The 16,762-nt window shown below is 62.6% G+C and carries 14 protein-coding genes and 1 pseudogene; 4 read left to right on the plus strand and 11 right to left on the minus strand.

Going from position 1 to position 16,762, the window contains the following annotated elements:
• Nucleotides 1–37: 37 nt before the first annotated feature.
• The 9 genes and pseudogenes from AC3EMP_RS02000 to AC3EMP_RS02040 form a co-directional block, all read right to left on the minus strand.
• Nucleotides 38–1,159, minus strand: coding sequence for a branched-chain amino acid ABC transporter substrate-binding protein (locus AC3EMP_RS02000; protein WP_023668720.1), 1,122 nt, complete (start codon nucleotides 1,157–1,159; stop codon nucleotides 38–40).
• A gap of 137 nt (nucleotides 1,160–1,296) precedes the next feature.
• Entirely contained in the window at nucleotides 1,297–1,644 is a 348-nt protein-coding gene (locus AC3EMP_RS02005) for a DUF6867 family protein (RefSeq protein ID WP_023668719.1), read from the minus strand.
• A 112-nt stretch (nucleotides 1,645–1,756) separates the two neighbouring features.
• Nucleotides 1,757–2,485, minus strand: a complete 729-nt coding sequence (locus AC3EMP_RS02010) for an ABC transporter ATP-binding protein (protein WP_023668718.1) — start codon at nucleotides 2,483–2,485, stop codon at nucleotides 1,757–1,759.
• Between the two features lie 20 nt (nucleotides 2,486–2,505).
• A pseudogene (locus AC3EMP_RS02015) lies at nucleotides 2,506–3,612 on the minus strand (ABC transporter ATP-binding protein); the annotation flags it as partial.
• Complete coding sequence (gene livM / locus AC3EMP_RS02020; protein WP_023668716.1) at nucleotides 3,612–5,207, minus strand: high-affinity branched-chain amino acid ABC transporter permease LivM; 1,596 nt, start codon at nucleotides 5,205–5,207, stop codon at nucleotides 3,612–3,614. The gene livM and the pseudogene AC3EMP_RS02015, both read right to left, overlap by 1 nt.
• A 4-nt stretch (nucleotides 5,208–5,211) precedes the next feature.
• The gene (locus tag AC3EMP_RS02025) at nucleotides 5,212–6,114 is read right to left on the minus strand and encodes a branched-chain amino acid ABC transporter permease (RefSeq protein WP_023668715.1); all 903 of its coding nucleotides are present in this window, start codon (nucleotides 6,112–6,114) and stop codon (nucleotides 5,212–5,214) included.
• Nucleotides 6,115–6,573: 459 nt separating this feature from the next.
• Nucleotides 6,574–7,575 carry a 4-hydroxyproline epimerase gene (locus AC3EMP_RS02030; protein ID WP_023755542.1) on the minus strand — a complete coding sequence of 334 codons (1,002 nt, stop codon included), beginning with the start codon at nucleotides 7,573–7,575 and terminating at the stop codon, nucleotides 6,574–6,576.
• 13 nt (nucleotides 7,576–7,588) lie between these two features.
• Nucleotides 7,589–9,007: an NAD(P)/FAD-dependent oxidoreductase gene (locus AC3EMP_RS02035; RefSeq protein WP_280940085.1), complete on the minus strand. Its 1,419-nt coding sequence runs from the start codon at nucleotides 9,005–9,007 to the stop codon at nucleotides 7,589–7,591.
• A gap of 51 nt (nucleotides 9,008–9,058) precedes the next feature.
• The gene (locus AC3EMP_RS02040) at nucleotides 9,059–9,952 is read right to left on the minus strand and encodes a dihydrodipicolinate synthase family protein (protein WP_352537837.1); all 894 of its coding nucleotides are present in this window, start codon (nucleotides 9,950–9,952) and stop codon (nucleotides 9,059–9,061) included.
• Between the two features lie 69 nt (nucleotides 9,953–10,021).
• Here AC3EMP_RS02040 and AC3EMP_RS02045 point away from each other — a divergent pair, with 69 nt between their 5' ends.
• A complete protein-coding gene (locus AC3EMP_RS02045) occupies nucleotides 10,022–10,711 on the plus strand; it encodes a GntR family transcriptional regulator (protein ID WP_352596711.1) in 690 nt (229 codons plus the stop codon).
• Between the two features lie 37 nt (nucleotides 10,712–10,748).
• Here AC3EMP_RS02045 and AC3EMP_RS02050 read toward each other — a convergent pair whose 3' ends face one another.
• Entirely contained in the window at nucleotides 10,749–11,048 is a 300-nt protein-coding gene (locus AC3EMP_RS02050) for a hypothetical protein (RefSeq protein WP_352712234.1), read from the minus strand.
• A 202-nt stretch (nucleotides 11,049–11,250) separates the two neighbouring features.
• Entirely contained in the window at nucleotides 11,251–12,747 is a 1,497-nt protein-coding gene (locus tag AC3EMP_RS02055; protein ID WP_352712232.1) for a CoA-acylating methylmalonate-semialdehyde dehydrogenase, read from the minus strand.
• Between the two features lie 365 nt (nucleotides 12,748–13,112).
• On the opposite strand from AC3EMP_RS02055, the gene AC3EMP_RS02060 reads away from it, so the two are divergent.
• From AC3EMP_RS02060 to AC3EMP_RS02070, 3 genes are all read left to right on the plus strand, one after another.
• Complete coding sequence (locus AC3EMP_RS02060) at nucleotides 13,113–13,994, plus strand: LysR family transcriptional regulator (protein WP_352712230.1); 882 nt, start codon at nucleotides 13,113–13,115, stop codon at nucleotides 13,992–13,994.
• A 123-nt stretch (nucleotides 13,995–14,117) separates the two neighbouring features.
• Complete coding sequence (locus AC3EMP_RS02065; RefSeq protein WP_352712229.1) at nucleotides 14,118–14,558, plus strand: phospholipase A2 family protein; 441 nt, start codon at nucleotides 14,118–14,120, stop codon at nucleotides 14,556–14,558.
• Nucleotides 14,555–16,708 carry a phospholipase D-like domain-containing protein gene (locus tag AC3EMP_RS02070; protein WP_352712227.1) on the plus strand — a complete coding sequence of 718 codons (2,154 nt, stop codon included), beginning with the start codon at nucleotides 14,555–14,557 and terminating at the stop codon, nucleotides 16,706–16,708. The genes AC3EMP_RS02065 and AC3EMP_RS02070 overlap by 4 nt, the downstream gene beginning before the upstream one ends.
• Nucleotides 16,709–16,762 lie beyond the last annotated feature (54 nt).

The raw sequence follows: 16,762 nt of genomic DNA on the forward strand, positions 1-16,762 counted from the left end.
CGCGAGCGCCGGGCATTCCATAGAGCTGTGTCCCGAATTACGACTTCGGGAACCAGGAGATCTTGCCGTCCGGACCCTTCTTCCATTCGTACATGATGTAGCCCGGGAGCTTCGGATCGCCCTTCGCGTCATAGGCGAGATCGCCCAGAACGGTCTTGAACGGACCCTTCTCGTGCAGCGCCTTGGCCACTTCCACGGGGTCGTTCGACTTGGCCACGGCAGCGGCCTCGGCGATCACCTGCATGGCGGCGTAGGAGTAGAGAGTGTAGGCTTCCGGCTCGAAGCCCTGAGCGCGGAACTTCTCGACCAGTGCCTTGTTCTCGGGGATCAGGCGCGGATCGGGACCGAAGGTGTTGAGCGTACCGATAACCGCATCGCCGGCGATCGCAGCCAGCTCGTCGGTGACGATGCCGTCGCCCGACATCAGGGTAGCCTTGAGGCCCTGGTCCGCCGACTGGCGGATGATCAGGCCGGCTTCGGTATGCAGGCCGCCCCAATAGATCAGGGTAACACCGGCGTCCTTCATCTTGGCAATCAGCGCCGAGAAGTCCTTGTCGCCGACATTGACGCCTTCGTACATGACTTCGGTCAGGCCGGCTGCGTTCATCGCCTTCTTGGTCTCGTCGGCAAGGCCCTGACCATAGGGGGTCTTGTCGTGGATGACGGCAACCTTGGCGTCCTTGAAGTTGGTCGCGATATAGCCGCCGGCGATGCCGCCCTGCTGGTCATCGCGTCCGCAGGTGCGGAACACGTTCCACAGGCCGCGCTCGGTGAATTTCGGGTTGGTCGCCGCCGGGGTTACTTCGACGATGTTGTTGTCGACGTAGACTTCCTGCGAAACCGGGATCGAGACGCCCGAGTTGAAGTGGCCGATCACGAACTTCACGCCGTCGCCGACGAACTTGTTGCCGACCGAAATGCCCTGCTTCGGATCGGAGACGTCGTCGCCGACTTCGAGCTTGATCTGCTCGCCGTTCATGCCGCCTGCGGCGTTGATGTCGGCAACGGCCGCTTCCGCACCCTTCTGCAGCTGCGCACCGAAGGCCGCATTCGGACCGGTGATCGGACCTGCGACGCCGACGATAACGTCAGCCCATGCATTGCCACCGAACGCGACAAGCGCGGTCAGGGCAACGGCGGACAAAAGTGATTTCTTCATTTAAACGCTCCCATTTACGAGGTGGGCGTGGATGAAACTTTCATGCGATGCCCACCCTTATCGCAGAAAGCGTACTTTGCCGATTTTCAGGCCCTTGTCACGCCGATTCATCCCCGGAACGGCGTTAATGATGAACGTCAACCTTTCGGTTTCCAGCTTAAGATCGAAGCCCGTTCGTAAAGCCAATTATACTGCGTCACCATCTGGTTCGTACGCGTGTATTGATAGCCGACAAACCCCAATATCATGAGCACGATTGTGTCCACGACATAGTATTGCAGCGAAAACATCGTGCCGCCGAACAAGGCATGATGGATGAACCTGATGCCGATGCCGAGGCCCAGCAGATAGGCGAACAGCGCCGGCAGGCTGCGCCATGTCTGGGCGCTGGCCTTGCCGGTCATCCATGCCGCCCAGCCGCCGAGCAGACAGGTGACGAAGAAGAACTGCCAGATGGAAGGTTCCTCGTGAAGAATGCCTTGCATGATGAAGACTCCCTAGCATGATCCCGAAAAGTTGCAGACTTTTCGGACAAAGGTCATGCGACAAACAAACAAGTTGGAGCGGAATACCGTATGCATACATTCCGCTCCAAAATCAGTGATGGCCGCCTTCGAGATAGGCCGCCCGCACTTCCGGATTGGCGAGCAATTCCTTGCCTGTGCCGCTCATGGTCACGTTGCCGTTGACCATGACATAGCCGCGCGTGGCGAGCTTGAGCGCGCCGAAGGCGTTCTGCTCGACCAGGAACACAGTCAGCCCTTGCGTGCGGTTCAGCTCGCGGATGGCATCGAAGATCTGCTTGACGATCAGCGGCGCCAGACCCAGCGACGGCTCGTCGAGCAACAGCAGCTTAGGCCGCGCCATCAGCGCACGTCCGATCGACAGCATCTGCTGCTCACCGCCCGACAGCGTGCCGCCGCGCTGGGCAATGCGCTCCTTGAGGCGCGGGAACAGCGCGAACACCTTCTCGGCATCCTCGTCATAGTGCTTGAGATTGTCGAGACCGGCGCCCATCTGCAGGTTTTCCATCACCGTCATGCGCGGGAAAATGCGCCTGCCTTCCGGCGACTGCGCGATACGCATGCGGGCGATCTCGTGCGTCGGCATCTGGGTGATGTCGGTGCCGGCGAAAGTGATTGAGCCGGCACGAGCGCGCGGCGCACCGAAGATGGTCATCATCAGCGTCGACTTGCCGGCACCGTTGGCACCGATCAGCGCGACGATCTCGCCCTGGTTGACGTGGACATCGACGCCGTTCAGCGCCTTGATGTTGCCGTAGTAGGTCTCGACGCCCTTGATGTCGAGGAGCGTTGTCTCGGCCATCACTTACGCCCTCCGCGCGGCTTGCCTGTCGGGGATTTGGTGGCCGCCGGCTTGGACTTGGCCGTCAGACGCTCGGACGGTGCTCTTGGCGCGGAGTTGGCTCTTGTATCGTATTGGGTGGCTTTTGAAGCTCCCTTCGACACTGTGACCCGCTCGCCCTGGCTGTGGCCGATCGTGTCGCTTACCGGGCCGGCGAGATAGGAAGACGATGTGCCTGGTCCGTGAGCCGAATCCGGCCCGATGTCCAGCTGCTCGATGACGTCTTCATCGCCAACCTCGGTCAGCACCGTCTCGACCTCCTCGTCGTCGACGCCGAGATAGGCGGCGATGACGCGCGGGTCGGTACGCACCGATTGCGGGCTGCCGTCGGAAATCTTGCGGCCATATTCAAGCACCACGACATGGTCGGAAATCTGCATGACCACCGACATGTCATGTTCGATCAGCAGGATCGAGGTACTGCTCTTGATGTCCATCAGCAGCGAATTCAGCGCAGCCGACTCCTTCGGATTGAGACCGGCCGCAGGCTCGTCGAGGCACAGAAGTTCGGGCCCTGTGCACATGGCGCGCGCAATCTCGAGGCGCCGCTGCGCGCCATAGGGCAGGTCGCCGGCCGGATCGTCGGCGCGATCGACAAGATCGGCCTTCTCCAGCCAGTGCTTGGCAAGCTCCACCAATTCAGCCGAGGCTCTGCGGTAGCCGCCGATCCCGAACAGGCCCAGGATCGTATAGCCGGATGCCTTCATCAGCTTGTTGTGCTGGGCAACCAGCAGATTCTCCAGCAGCGTCATGCCCGAGAACAGGCGGATGTTCTGGAAGGTGCGCGCCACCTTGGCGCGCGCCGGGATCTCATGATTGGGCAGCCGTTCGAGCAGGAAGCTCGAGCCGTCGGCCCGGTTGAGCGTAATCATGCCTTCCGACGGCTTGTAGAAGCCGGTGATGCAATTGAAGACGGTGGTCTTGCCGGCGCCATTGGGTCCGATCAGAGCGGTGATCTCGCCGCGCTTGGCCTGGAACGACAGATCGCCGATGGCGATCAGGCCGCCGAACTTCATCGAAAGATGCTCGACCTGGAGGATGGCGTCTTTCATACCCGGATTGGTCTTCTGAATGGAGGTCGCGCTCATCAGCCGTGCCCTTCCTTGGTGAAGGAGGAGGAGACCGCTTTTCGTTCACTGAGGAAGGCCGTCGGTTCACGGCTGCCGACAAAGCCGCGCGGCTTCCACAGCATTACGATGACCATCGCCATGCCGAACAAAAGCATGCGGTAAAGCTCCGGCGTGAAATCTTTTCCGAAGACACTTTTCAGGAAATCGAGTTCGCGCAGTGCCTCGGTGCCGCCGATCATCACCAGCGCGGCGACCGCGATGCCGACCAGCGAGCCCATGCCGCCGAGCACCACGATGGCCAGGATGATCGCCGATTCCAGGAAGACGAAGGATTCAGGGCTGACGAAGCCTTGCCGTGCGGCGAAGAAGGCGCCGGCAAAACCGCCGAACATGGCGCCGGTGGCAAAGGCGGTGAGCTTGGTGGTGGTGGTGTTGATGCCAAGCGAGCGGCAGGCAATCTCGTCCTCGCGCAGCGCCTCCCAGGCGCGGCCGACAGGCATGCGCCTGAGCCTGATGGTGACGAAGGCGGTCAGCAGCGCCAGCCCGAGAATGAGATAGTAGAGGAAGATCTTGTAGTAGGCGCTTGACTGGGCGATGTGCAGCACCTTGCCGATATAGTTCGGGTCGGTCGAATTAAACGTCATCAGGCCGAAGAAGGTGACCTTCGGGATGCCGGAGATGCCGGCCGAGCCGTTGGTGACTTCACGCCAGTTGATCAGCACCAGGCGGATGATCTCGCCGAAGGCCAGCGTCACGATCGCCAGGTAATCGCCACGAAGCCTGAGCACCGGAAAGCCGAGCATAACGCCCCAGAAGGCGGCCATGGCGCCGGCGGCGGGCAGCAGGATCCAGAACGACAGGCCGTATTGCGAACCGAGCAACGCATAGGCATAGGCACCGACCGCGTAAAAGGCGACGTAGCCGAGATCGAGCAGGCCGGCGAGGCCGACGACGATGTTCAGCCCCCAGGCCAGCATCACATAGATCAGGATCTGGATGCCGAAATTGTCGACCCACTTCAACGAGCCCTGCAGGCCGCCGGTTATCGACCACGCGTAGATCGACAGCACCACGACGACGAGGATCGGGTATAGCACCAGCGCCGCAATCCCGAGCTTGGTGAAATTGGCGTGGATGAAGGAGCGGAAATAGAAGATCACGCAAGCGAGCGCGTAAATGACGGCCAATGCGCGCAGGAACTGAAGGTAGCCGGCCAGATCGGGTCCCACCAACACCGGCAGGGCGCTGCCGAACGCAACGAGGACAACCGCCAGCACAACGGCGACGATGAAGGCCGGAAGCAGGAAGAAGCGCGACGCGACGCTCGCCGGCAACAGGCCGGTGGCGACATTGGTGATCTTCTGATTGGCCATGAACGGCTGGCCATATGCAATGTAGAAGAAGCGGCCAAGCATGGTCAGCACGACCACGGTGATGAGCAGCAACCAGCGCTGCACCAGGATCAGCTGGTTGCTTATGTTCTGGTCGGTCTTCAGGCCGATGAAGAGAATGAACAACCCCAGCGAGATGGCGCCGGCATAGAACGCTTCGCGCAATGCACGCTGCACGGGGGAGGCGACGGTGTCGCGCTCCGAGGATACGGAAACCGCCATTGTCTCAGACCTTTTCGACTTCTGGCCGGCCCAAAATGCCGGAAGGCAGGAAGATCAGCACGATCGCCAGGATCGAGAACGCCGCGACGTCCTTGTAGTCGATCGAGAAATACGCCGACCACATGCTCTCGATGAAGCCGATCAAAAGCCCGCCAAGCACCGCGCCCGGCAGAGACCCGATGCCGCCGAGAACGGCCGCGGTGAAGGCCTTGACCCCCGGCACAAAGCCGTCGGAAAAGGCGATGACGCCGTAATACATCAGGAACAACGTGCCCGCGACGGCCGCAAGCGCTGCACCCATGATAAAGGTGATCGAGATCGTACGGTCGACATCGACACCGAGCAGCGCCGCCATCTTGCGGTCCTGCTCGCACGCCCTTTGCGCCCGGCCGAGGGAAGTCCTGTTGACCAGGTACCAGAACAGCGCCAGCAGCAGGGCGGTGACGACGACGATGATGATCTGCTTCAGCGACACGCTGATGCCGTTGATGTTGTAGACTTGGCTGACCATCGGCGGGATCGGCTTGTTGCGCGGACCTTGCGTCACCTGGATGAAGTTCGACAGCGCGATCGACATGCCGATGGCGGTGATCAGCGGCGCCAGCCGGAACGAACCGCGCAGCGGCCGGTAGGCCACCTTCTCGATCGTCCAGTTGTAGAGGCTGGTGAGCAGCATCGCCACGATCATCATGATCAGCAGCGCCAGGACGACCGGGACCGAATAGAACAAGGAGCCGAGGATGAGGAAGACAACGAGGGCGGCGAATGCCCCGACCATGAAAATGTCGCCGTGGGCGAAGTTGATCATGCCGATGATGCCGTAGACCATCGTGTAGCCGATTGCGATCAGCCCATAGATCGATCCCAGCGTCAGCCCATTGATAAGCTGCTGGACAAAGTACTGCATGTGTACATGGCTCCCCTGGAATGTCGCCCATGCAGACGCATTCCTTTTCGTATTTCCCCTAGTCGTAAAGTTTCGAGCCCGGATTGCAACGTGATTTTTCAAACGTCGAGCGTGTTTTGCCGGCACGCCTTCCGATTGCCCGTTTTTTTGCTCCCGACCCCTGGACTATCGCGGACCCTATCATTGGCATAACGCAATGTCTTTGACGATTCAGCCGGACCAGCGACCTCATTTCGAAGAAATCCCGGTCAAAATTAGGTGATGAGACGAATCTTTGCGTTGTTGGCGGGTTTCGTTTTTTAGCCACATTCCGTACTGACCAGCTGCAACATGGGTTACTTCCGACTATGGCGGTGGATGCCTCGCCCAACGCGCTAACCTTTCGCTGACTGGTTTCGCCAAGAGGTCCCGCTCTGGGTCCAAGTCTTCGTCTCGGTGGATGATCGGCAGCCTACCGTATCACTTAACCACAAAACCGTGCGCGAACGGATCGCGGTCGTCGATGAATATGGTGTTCAGGCCGGTCATCCGCGCCCAGCCGCCGATCGAGGGAATGATGGCCGGCTTGCCGGCAACAGTGACGTCCTTCTCGACCTTGCCCTTGAACAGCGAGCCGATGATCGATTCGTGGACAAAACTGTCGCCGGCCTTGAGCTTGCCCTTGGCATGGAGCTGCGCCATGCGCGCCGAGGTGCCGGTGCCGCAAGGTGAACGGTCGATCGCCTTGTCGCCATAGAAGACGGCGTTGCGTGCGTCGGCCCCCTCCACCGTCGGCTTGCCCGTCCACAGCATGTGGGACAGCCGGTTGATGCCGGGGTTTTCCGGATGCACGAACGAGTACTTCTCGTTAAGCCGCTGCCGCACCACAGGGCTCCAGGCGATGAAATCGCCGGCGGAATAATCAGCCATGTCGCGAAAATTCGCCTGCGGCTCGACGATGGCGTAGAAATTGCCGCCATAGGCGACATCGACAGTGATCTCGCCAAGCTGCGGGCAGTCGACCGTCAGTCCCTCGGCATAAAGGAAGGACGGTACATTGGTTATGCGCACCTCCTCGACATAGTCGCCGACCTGTTTGTATTCGGCGATAACCAGCCCGGCCGGTGTGTCGAGCCGGAGCACGCCGGGTGTCTTCGGCTTGATCAGCCCATGTTCGATGGCCATCGTCACCGTGCCGATCGTGCCGTGGCCGCACATCGGCAGGCAGCCCGACGTCTCGATGAACAGGATGGCTATGTCGCAATCCTCGCGCGTCGGCGGATAGAGGATCGAGCCCGACATGACGTCGTGGCCGCGTGGCTCGAACATCAGCCCGGTGCGGATCCAGTCATACTCCGCCAGGAAATGCGCCCGCCGCTCCATCATCGTCGAACCCTCGAGCAAGGGACCGCCGCCGGCGACCAGCCGCACCGGATTGCCGCAGGTATGGCCGTCGATGCAAAAGAAGGATTTTTTGGCCATGATTTCCTCGGACTCAAAACCGTTGCGGGCTGAAGGGGGCAAGATCGATCGGCGAAGTCTGCCCGAGAACAAGATCGCGGATCAAGCGGCCGGTGGCCGCCGCCTGGGTCAGGCCGAGATGGCCATGGCCGAAGGCGTAGACAATGTTGGGCGCGGTTCGCGCCGTGCCGATCACCGGCAGCGAATCCGGCAGCGACGGGCGATAGCCCATCCACTCGCGGCCGCCTGACGCGTCCAACCCCGGAAGGAACTGTCTGGCTTTTTCCAGCATGGCCTTCGAGCGCGCAAAATTCGGCGGCCGGTCGAGACCGCCCAACTCGACGGCGCCGCCGACGCGCAAGCCCGTGTCGAGTGGCGTGATGACGAAGCCATGGCCGGAAAAGATCAGCATTCGCTGCACGTCGAAAGCGGTCTTCGGCAGTGTGGTGTTGTAGCCGCGCTCGGTTTCGAGCGGGATGGTGTCGCCAAGCGCCTTCGCCAGCAGATGCGACCATGCCCCGGCGGCCACGACAAGATGTCTTGCCTGCCTGGTCGTGCCGTCGGTCAGCGTCAGCGTCGCGCCATCAGGTTTGGCGGCGACGCGCTCTATGCGCGCCTTTTCGAAACGCGCGCCCAACCCTTCGGCATAGGCCCACACCGCCTTGCCGAGCAGTTTCGGATCGGCGACGGTCTTCCAGCCCGGCACGAAGGTGCCCTTGATGAAGCGCGGCGACAGTCCCGGCTGCAGCCGCGCCAGTTCGTCGCCTTCGACATGGCGAAAGTCGATGCCGAAGCGCTGGCGCGCCGCCCAGCCCGGCAGCCCGGCCTGAAACTCGGCCTCGCTTTCATAAAGTTCCAGCGAACCGTCCTCGCGCAGCATCGGCCGCGTGCCGGAACGGTCGAGCAGTCCCATCCATTCGGCCTCGGCGAGCTTCATCATGTCTGCCTGAGCAGCAAGGCTCGCCTCATATTTTGCCGGTGCGCCGGCGCGCCAGAAGCGGAACAGCCAAGGCAACAGTTTCGGCAGATAGGCTGGCGGGATGCTGAGTGGCCCGAGCGGATCGGCAAGCCATTTCGGCAAGTGCCGCATCATGCCCTTATGCGCCAGCGGCAGCACGTCGGAGAAGGCGAAGGCGGCGGCATTGCCGGAGCTCGTCTCCTCGCAGATGCCGGTGCGGTCGAAGACCGTGACGCTGCGCCCGGCCTCGGCCAGCATGGCCGCCGCGCAGATGCCGACAATGCCGCCACCGACAATGGCGATATCTACCCCTTCTCCCCGTTCACGGGGGTGAGGAGTGGTCCGCGAAGCGGTGGAAAAGCCGACTGCTTGGCTTTCCGAACGACGAACGCCCGGAGCGCCAGCGAAGGGCTGCGGGGCCCGAAGGGCGGATGAGGGGCGGCGGCCCTCCTCTGTGTCCCTGGAATTTCCTTGCACGTCGGCGCTGCCCCTCATCTGGCTGCCGCCATCTTCTCCCCGTGCACGTGCACGGGGAGAAGAAAGCCTTCAGAACTGCGGCAGCTTCGGCCGTACCGCCAGCGCGTCCTTGACGATCTTCTCGACCGCTTTGCGGCGCTCGCCCGACAGCGGCTGGCGCGGCATGCGCACGCGGTCATTTGTGTCGATCGCGAGCACTTCGGCAAGCTTGATGTTTTGGACCAGATAGGTCGAGACATCGAGATCGAGCAGCGGCCGGAACCAGCGGTAGATCGAAAGCGCCTCCTCGCGGCGGCCCTGCTTCATCAGCTGGTAGATGGCGACGGTCTCGCGCGGGAAGGCGACGACCAGACCCGCCACCCAGCCGATGGCGCCCACCGACAGCGCCTCGAAGGCGAGATTGTCGACGCCGGTGAACAAATCGTAGCGGTCGCCGAAGCGGTTGATGATCTCTGTCGAGCGGCGGATGTCGTCGGAGGACTCCTTGATGGCGACGAAGCGCTTGTCCGCAGCCAGATCCTCCATCTGGTCGACAGTGACATCGACACGGTAGGCCAGCCGGTTGGAGTAGATCATCACCGGCAGGTCGCCGGCCTGAGCGACGGCGCGCAAGGCGGCGACCGTCTCTTCCGGGTTGGTGTGATAGATCGGGCTCGGTACCACCATCAGCCCGTTGGCGCCTTCCCGGCTCGCGCGCTTTGCGATGTTCGCCGCCTCGCGGGTGCCTGCCTCGTTGACGGTCAGCAGAACCGGCTTGCTGCCGGCAACTTTCTGGGCAGTCTTCAGCACCTCGATTTTTTCGTCATGCGACAGCATCGGGCCTTCGCCGAGCGAGCCACAGACGATGATGCCGTCGCAACCGGCATCCATCTGCAACGCAAAGCAGCGCTCCATCTCGGCATGGTCGAGGCGGTCGTCTTCGGTGAATTTGGTCGTGACGGCGGGGAAAACTCCGGTCCACATGATCGTCTCTCCATCTGATATATCAGCCATATATCTGTTGCCAAACCGGCTGTCAATGCGGAATCTGTTATGATATATGGAAGATATATCAGGAGCCCACCTGTGATATCGACTGAGACAGCATCCCCCGAGCCGGCCGCCGCCAAGGCCTATCATGTGCTCGAGCATATGATCGTGACGTTGGAACTGGCGCCCGCGAGCTTTGTCACCGAAGGCGCGCTGATCGAAAAGCTGGCGCTAGGACGCACGCCGGTGCGCGAAGCGATCCAGCGCCTCGCCTGGGAAGGACTGCTCGACGTCAGGCCACGCGCCGGCATCGCCATTGCCCCGCTGCATCCCGGCGACTGGCTGCGCGTGCTGGATGCCAGGCGCGGCGTCGAGGTGGTGCTGGCGCGCTCGGCCGCCCGCTTCGTCACCCGCGAGGCCGCCGATCTGTTTCATGAGGCAGCCCTTGCCATGCAGAAGGCCGTCATCTCGGGCAATGTGCTGGCCTTCATCCAGGCCGACAAGGCGCTCGACGAGGCCTTGGCGATGGCCGCCGACAACCCGTTTGCGGCCCGTCTGGCCGCGCCCCTGCAGGCCCACAGCCGCCGCTTCTGGTTTCGCTACAAGGCCGACACAGGACTGGCCGAATCGGCTGAGCACCACGTCGCGCTAATCCGCTCGATCCTGGCCGGTGACGAAGAGGCTGCCGCCAAGGACGCCAAACGCCTTATGGCACTGCTGCGCGGCCATGCCGAAGTGGCCGCCACACGCTGAACTCCGTCTCTGCTCCAGACTTCCGACCGGTCTTTTATCAGGTGCCCGGCAAGACTGCTGCCATAGCCGCCCCGTCCCAGCCTTCGCCAGCCGTGATGATGCAGCTTTGGCCGTGTGTGTCGGTGGCCAGGATGGTCCAAGTGCCCCGGTCGGAGACGAATATCTCCAGCACCACATTTGGGTTCACCAGGCCACGTGCGGCTTGGCTTTCGTGGAACTTCTCGCCGAGCGCCTTGACCAGGTCGGTCCGCGCCGCGCATTGATCGGCTTTGGCCTCGGCGATGCCGGACATCGCGAACACCGCAAAGAACATCGCCGCCACAAGACGTCGTGTCATCTGACACCTCCTTGCGCCAGACGAGAACCCCGGCTGCTACCGGCGCTATTTTGATGGCCTGCACCACGGCAGGAATGCAATTTAAGGCAGATGACAGGCTCTTGGTTCCATCGCTTAAACGTGATGGCCAATGTCGGTTTCGTACAAAGAAAGGCCCGGGCTTCGAACCCGGGCCTTCTTGCCTATCTTCGAAATCGTCCGGTCAGTTCATCGTCGGGATGACGAACTCGGCACCGTCCTTGACGCCGGAGGGCCAGCGCGAGGTCACCGTCTTGGTCTTGGTGTAGAAGCGGAACGCGTCCGGGCCGTGCTGGTTGAGGTCGCCGAAGGACGACGCCTTCCAGCCGCCGAACGTGTAGTAAGCGATCGGAACCGGGATCGGCACGTTGATGCCGACCATGCCGACCTGGACGCGCGAAGCAAAATCACGAGCAGCATCACCGTCACGGGTGAAGATGGCGACGCCATTGCCCATCTCATGATCGTTGGCGAGCTTGATGGCGCTCTCATAGGTCGGCGCACGCACCACCGACAGCACCGGGCCAAAAATCTCTTCCTTGTAGATGCGCATGTCGGCGGTCACATTGTCGAACAGGCAGCCGCCCATATAGTAGCCATCCTCGTAGCCCTGCATGGAGAAGCCGCGGCCATCGACGACCAGCTTGGCGCCTTCCTTGACGCCGGTGTCGACATAACCCTTGACGCGTTCCAATGCCTGCGCCGTGACCAGCGGGCCGAAATCGGCGGACGAATCCGTCGACGGGCCGACTTTGAGGCTTTCGACACGCGGGATCAGCTTTTCCATCAGCCGGTTGGCGGTGTCGTTGCCGACGGGAACGGCAACCGAGATCGCCATGCAGCGCTCGCCGGCCGAGCCGTAGCCCGCGCCGATCAGCGCATCGACGGTCTGGTCCATGTCGGCATCGGGCATGATGATCATGTGGTTCTTGGCGCCGCCGAAGCACTGCACGCGTTTTCCCGCGGCCGTGCCGCGCGAGTAGATGTAATGCGCGATCGGCGTCGAGCCGACAAAGCCGATAGCCTTGATATCAGGATCGTCGAGGATGGCGTCGACGACATCCTTGTCGCCATTGACGACGTTGAGAACGCCAGCCGGCAGGCCAGCCTCGAGGAACAGTTCGGCGATGCGCATCGGCACGCCAGGGTCACGCTCGGAAGGCTTCAGGATAAAGGCGTTGCCGCAGGCCAGCGCCGGGGCAATCTTCCACAGCGGGATCATCGCCGGGAAATTGAACGGGGTGATGCCGGCAACGACGCCAAGCGGCTGGCGCATCGAATAGACATCGATGCCGGGGCCGGCGCCGTCGGTGAACTCGCCCTTCATCATGTGCGGCGCACCGATGCAGACTTCGACCACTTCGAGGCCGCGCTGGATGTCGCCCTTGGCGTCGGCGATGGTCTTGCCGTGCTCGCGGGCCAGAAGATCGGCCAGTTCGTCATAGTCGCGGGCAACCAGTTCAAGAAACTTCATCAGCACGCGCACACGCCGCTGCGGGTTGGTCGCAGCCCATTTGATCTGTGCTTCCTTGGCATTCAGGACAGCCGCACGCAGTTCCTCCGGCGAAGCCAGCGCCACCGTGCCGCGCACCGAGCCGTCCATGGGCTGCATCACGTCCTGCTTGCGCCCGCTGGTCCCGGCGACATGCTTGCCGCCGATGAAATGACCGTATTCGATCATGGTTTCTCTCCCTGAGTTTGTGATGGCGCATTCAACCCCTTTGCAGGCGCGAAGGCAACGCGAGGGGAAACGCAACCGTTGTGCAAGAAATAGACAACGAAGGACGAGTGTGCATTAATTGCCGCAAATTACAGATTGCTGAAAGGCCCGAAGGTTGCGCTCCGTCACACCCCCCTCTGTCCTGCCGGACATCTCCCCCGCAAGGGGGGAGATCAGATGTGGCCGCCGCCTTCGCAAATCTTCAACGCACCAAAAGAGACGCAGGTGGCGGAGCTGCCAATCTCCCTCCTTGCGGGGGAGATGGCCGGCAGGCCAGAGGGGGGTGGGCGGGAACGCCGCGTTCGCCGCTAGCCCGGACCACCCCCATGAACTGGGATGACGTCCGCATCTTCCTCGCCGTGGCCCGCGCCGGGCAGATCCTTGGCGCCGCCAAGCGGCTGGAACTCAATCACGCCACCGTCTCGCGCCGCATCGCAGCGCTTGAGGATGCGTTACGGACAAAACTGTTTCGCCGGCTTACCACCGGCAGCGAGCTGACGCCGGCCGGCCAGCGCTTTCTCGACATTGCCGAGCGCATGGAAGCCGACATGATCGCCGCGCGCTCCGCCGTGTCGGGCGAAGGCGACGATATCTCAGGCACGGTGCGCATCGGCGCGCCCGACGGGTTTGGCGTTGCATTCCTCGCCACGCGTCTTGGCGCGCTGACCGCGCTGCACCGCGAACTCACCATCCAGCTGGTGCCGGTGCCGCGTTCCTTCTCGCTGTCGCGGCGCGAGGCCGACATCGCCATCACCGTCGAGCGGCCGAGCGAAGGCAGGCTGGTGGCGGGAAAGCTGGTCGACTACACCCTCGGCCTGTTTGCCTCGCGCGACTATGCGCAGGCGCACGGCTTACCCGAGACCGCTGCCGAACTCGGCCAGCATACGCTGATCGGCTATGTCCCAGACCTGATCGTCAGCCCGTCGCTCGACTATGCGGCGGAGTTCAGCCCGGACTGGCGCACCAGCTTCGCCATCTCCTCAGCGCTGGGCCAAGCCGAAGCGGTGCGCTCGGGCGCTGGCATCGGCATCTTGCACACCTTTGTCGCCCGCTCGATGCCGGAGCTGATCCCGCTCGACATCGTGACGCCTATCCGCCGCGCCTACTGGCTGGTCTATCATGAATCGGTCCGGCCGCTGCGCCGCGTGCAGATCGTCGCCAACTTCATCACCAAGGCGGTCGAGAGAGAGCGCGGGCTGTTTGTCTGATGGCCGCGCCGCCTTGCCCTCGCCACAAAATCGGCCAGTGTGGCAACAAGCGCGATGTCGCCTATCATTAAGGATTGGCTGCGCCGGGTGGGACACTTTTTTGCAAAGCTGGTGCGGATCAAAATGCGAGCGGTACTCGCCATCTTGCCATTTGTCGCGCTTTCCGCCTGCGCCAATCCATGGACCGAAGTTCCGGAAGCCGAATTGCCCAAGCCGGTCCGCATCGCAATGGCCCGCCCGTCGCCTTTCGTCTTCGGCAATTACTGCGGTCCCGGCACCCGCACCGGCGACCTCTCGCCTCGCCCTGTCAATCGCCTCGACAGCGCCTGCCAAATCCATGACGCCTGCTACATCGCGCGCCATAATCATTGCGACTGCGACGGCGCGCTCGTCGCCTCGGCAAAGGCGATCCGTGATGACAAGGCAGCGCCGAAAAAGGAGCGCGGCGAGGCCGAGCTATTGATCGCCACTTTCGCACTTCCCGTCTGCAAGGTCTTTCCGCAAGGCTTTATGCCGCCGCGCGACCCGGCTGAGCTGAAGACGATGAACGGGGCCACGGGATGAACCGCGCCATCTGCCTGGCTCTGGCCGGGCTGGGGCTGGCGGCCCTTGCCGCTTGCGCCGCCCCGATCCGGCACAGCTGCGATTTCTTCCCCGATGCGAAGGATTGCGGCCGGCCGTCGGTATCGGCCGGCACGCCCGGACCGCAGACTGCAGCAGCAGCGTTTTTCGGCGATGCCGGTGCCAGCGACTATGAAAGGCAGTTTCTGGCGCTGCTCGCCCACAACCAGATCGGCGCCATCGACAGGGCGAACGGCACCGGTCCGTTCGGCCATGACCGCCACGCCGTCGCCAACCGCGATTTCCAAGCCACCTACCGGACACTGGAACAGCTGGCGAAACCGGTTGCCGCCGAACAGATGCCGGCAGTGAGCGGCACAGCCGGCGAAGGCCATTTCGACGGCCGCTGGCGGGTGTCGCGGCAGACGCTCTATGTCGCCGCCGCCGCGCGGCCCTCCGCGCCAAAGACGTTCAGCTTTTCCGGCCTGCAGGCGCGCTCGGTCGAGATCGTGATGCGCCAGCCGGGAAAGCAGCCGGTTGAGATATCGGGCGCCTGCGACGGCGCGCTGGCGATTCGCGCCGGCGGTGGCTCGCGCAGCGTGGCGAGCGGTGCCGCCTTCCGGCTCCGCCTGTCGGCCGAGCAAACCGCCAGCCTATTCCCCAGCGATGGTTTGAACCGCTGCAGTCTCAAGCTCAGCTCCAGTCTGGCGCCGGCAGGCGCCCCGCTCACCATCCTGCGCGAAGAGGTTGCCTATCCGGCGATAGCCGCGCTCGACAGCCGCTACGAGCGTTGTCCAGTGCCCGGTCCATCCGGCCTGGATGAACTCGCCCGCGTCTTCTACGCCGGCCGCTGGCTGTCGCAGAGCTGTTCGCTGCCGCTCGGGTCACCGCGCCTGTTACGCAAGTCGCGCGACGGCTTCAACGCCAAGGTCGAAGCGCTGCTCGGCGCGCCTTTACCCGACAGCGCCTTCGACAAGGCCGACCCCGAACTGCCGCTCGATTTCTCGCGCGCGCCGAAACTCAAGCTGGTCTATCTGTCGTCGCTGGAGTTCAAGGCCGATTTTTCCGGCCGCGTCATCGAGCGGCTGATCCGCCATCACGCAGCCCTCGGCACCAAAGTGCGCATCATGGTCACAGACGTGCTGGAGCGCGACAAGGACGATGCCCTGCTGCACCGGCTGGCGGCCGATTATCCCAATGTCGAGTTGCAGGAATATCGTTGGCGGGCCGACCACGGCGCGCCGGTCGACGAGCAACTGTCACAGCTGCACAAGACCCATCACGTCAAAATGCTGGCGACACTTGCCGAGGATCCCGCCCGCTCGCGCGTCATCATCGGCGGCCGCAACATTCATGACGGCTTCCTGTTCCACAAGCCGATCGACCTGTCGCGCTATCCGAACCTCGAGCAATACGGCAAGACCGACGGCCTCTCGCTCAACTACTATTCGAACTGGAGCGATTTCGACATCGAGTTTGCCGACCCGGCCACGGTCGAGACGCTGGCCGCGCATCTCTCGACATTGTGGCTGCGCGACGCCGACACCAACATCGCAAGACCCTTCTCCATTCCGGTGCGCTCCGACAGCCGGCGCCCGCCGGGCACGGTGCGCCATTTCATTTCCGTGCCCTACGAGGACAACCATGCGCTCGAGACCTATTTCGTCGAGCTGATCGACACTGCCCGGCACCATATCGAGATCGTCAATCCCTACCTTAATCTGACGCCGAAGCTCAGCCTGGCCATCGAGCGGGCGCTGGCGCGCGGCGTCAGGATCGACATTGTCGGCCGCATCGACCTCAAGGGCGATATTGGCGGCAAGCTGCTGACCGCGCTCAACAAGCTGTTCGTCGAGAAATATGGCGACCGCATCAACATCCGCGAATTCAAGGCGCCCGATGTCGTGCTGCACTCCAAGATCATGATGATCGACGAAAGGCTGGTGACGATCTCGTCGGTCAATCTCAACAACCGCAGTTTCTTCCACGATCTGGAGAACGGCATGACGGTGCTCGACCCTGCCTTCTACGCCAGGATGCAGCCGGTCTACGACGACTATGTCGCCCATTCGAATCCGGTATCGACCAAGGTAATGATCCCCTGGGCCTACCGGTGGCTGTTCTCGAAGGGCTGGGTGAAGGAGGCGTTTTGAGAGGCTGGCGAGGCTGAAGGAATGCCGTTCTGTAGCGATCCTTTACACCCCCTC

This window comes from Mesorhizobium sp. P160219, from assembly GCF_057786095.1.

Coding starts and splice junctions, on each gene's coding strand:
- AC3EMP_RS02000 (WP_023668720.1), bottom strand. CDS start 1,159: ATGAAGAAATCACTTTTGTCCGCCGTTGCCCTGACCGCGCTTGTCGCG.
- AC3EMP_RS02005 (WP_023668719.1), bottom strand. CDS start 1,644: ATGCAAGGCATTCTTCACGAGGAACCTTCCATCTGGCAGTTCTTCTTC.
- AC3EMP_RS02010 (WP_023668718.1), bottom strand. CDS start 2,485: ATGGCCGAGACAACGCTCCTCGACATCAAGGGCGTCGAGACCTACTAC.
- livM (WP_023668716.1), bottom strand. CDS start 5,207: ATGGCGGTTTCCGTATCCTCGGAGCGCGACACCGTCGCCTCCCCCGTG.
- AC3EMP_RS02025 (WP_023668715.1), bottom strand. CDS start 6,114: ATGCAGTACTTTGTCCAGCAGCTTATCAATGGGCTGACGCTGGGATCG.
- AC3EMP_RS02030 (WP_023755542.1), bottom strand. CDS start 7,575: ATGGCCAAAAAATCCTTCTTTTGCATCGACGGCCATACCTGCGGCAAT.
- AC3EMP_RS02035 (WP_280940085.1), bottom strand. CDS start 9,007: ATGAGGGGCAGCGCCGACGTGCAAGGAAATTCCAGGGACACAGAGGAG.
- AC3EMP_RS02040 (WP_352537837.1), bottom strand. CDS start 9,952: ATGTGGACCGGAGTTTTCCCCGCCGTCACGACCAAATTCACCGAAGAC.
- AC3EMP_RS02045 (WP_352596711.1), top strand. CDS start 10,022: ATGATATATGGAAGATATATCAGGAGCCCACCTGTGATATCGACTGAG.
- AC3EMP_RS02050 (WP_352712234.1), bottom strand. CDS start 11,048: ATGACACGACGTCTTGTGGCGGCGATGTTCTTTGCGGTGTTCGCGATG.
- AC3EMP_RS02055 (WP_352712232.1), bottom strand. CDS start 12,747: ATGATCGAATACGGTCATTTCATCGGCGGCAAGCATGTCGCCGGGACC.
- AC3EMP_RS02060 (WP_352712230.1), top strand. CDS start 13,113: ATGAACTGGGATGACGTCCGCATCTTCCTCGCCGTGGCCCGCGCCGGG.
- AC3EMP_RS02065 (WP_352712229.1), top strand. CDS start 14,118: ATGCGAGCGGTACTCGCCATCTTGCCATTTGTCGCGCTTTCCGCCTGC.
- AC3EMP_RS02070 (WP_352712227.1), top strand. CDS start 14,555: ATGAACCGCGCCATCTGCCTGGCTCTGGCCGGGCTGGGGCTGGCGGCC.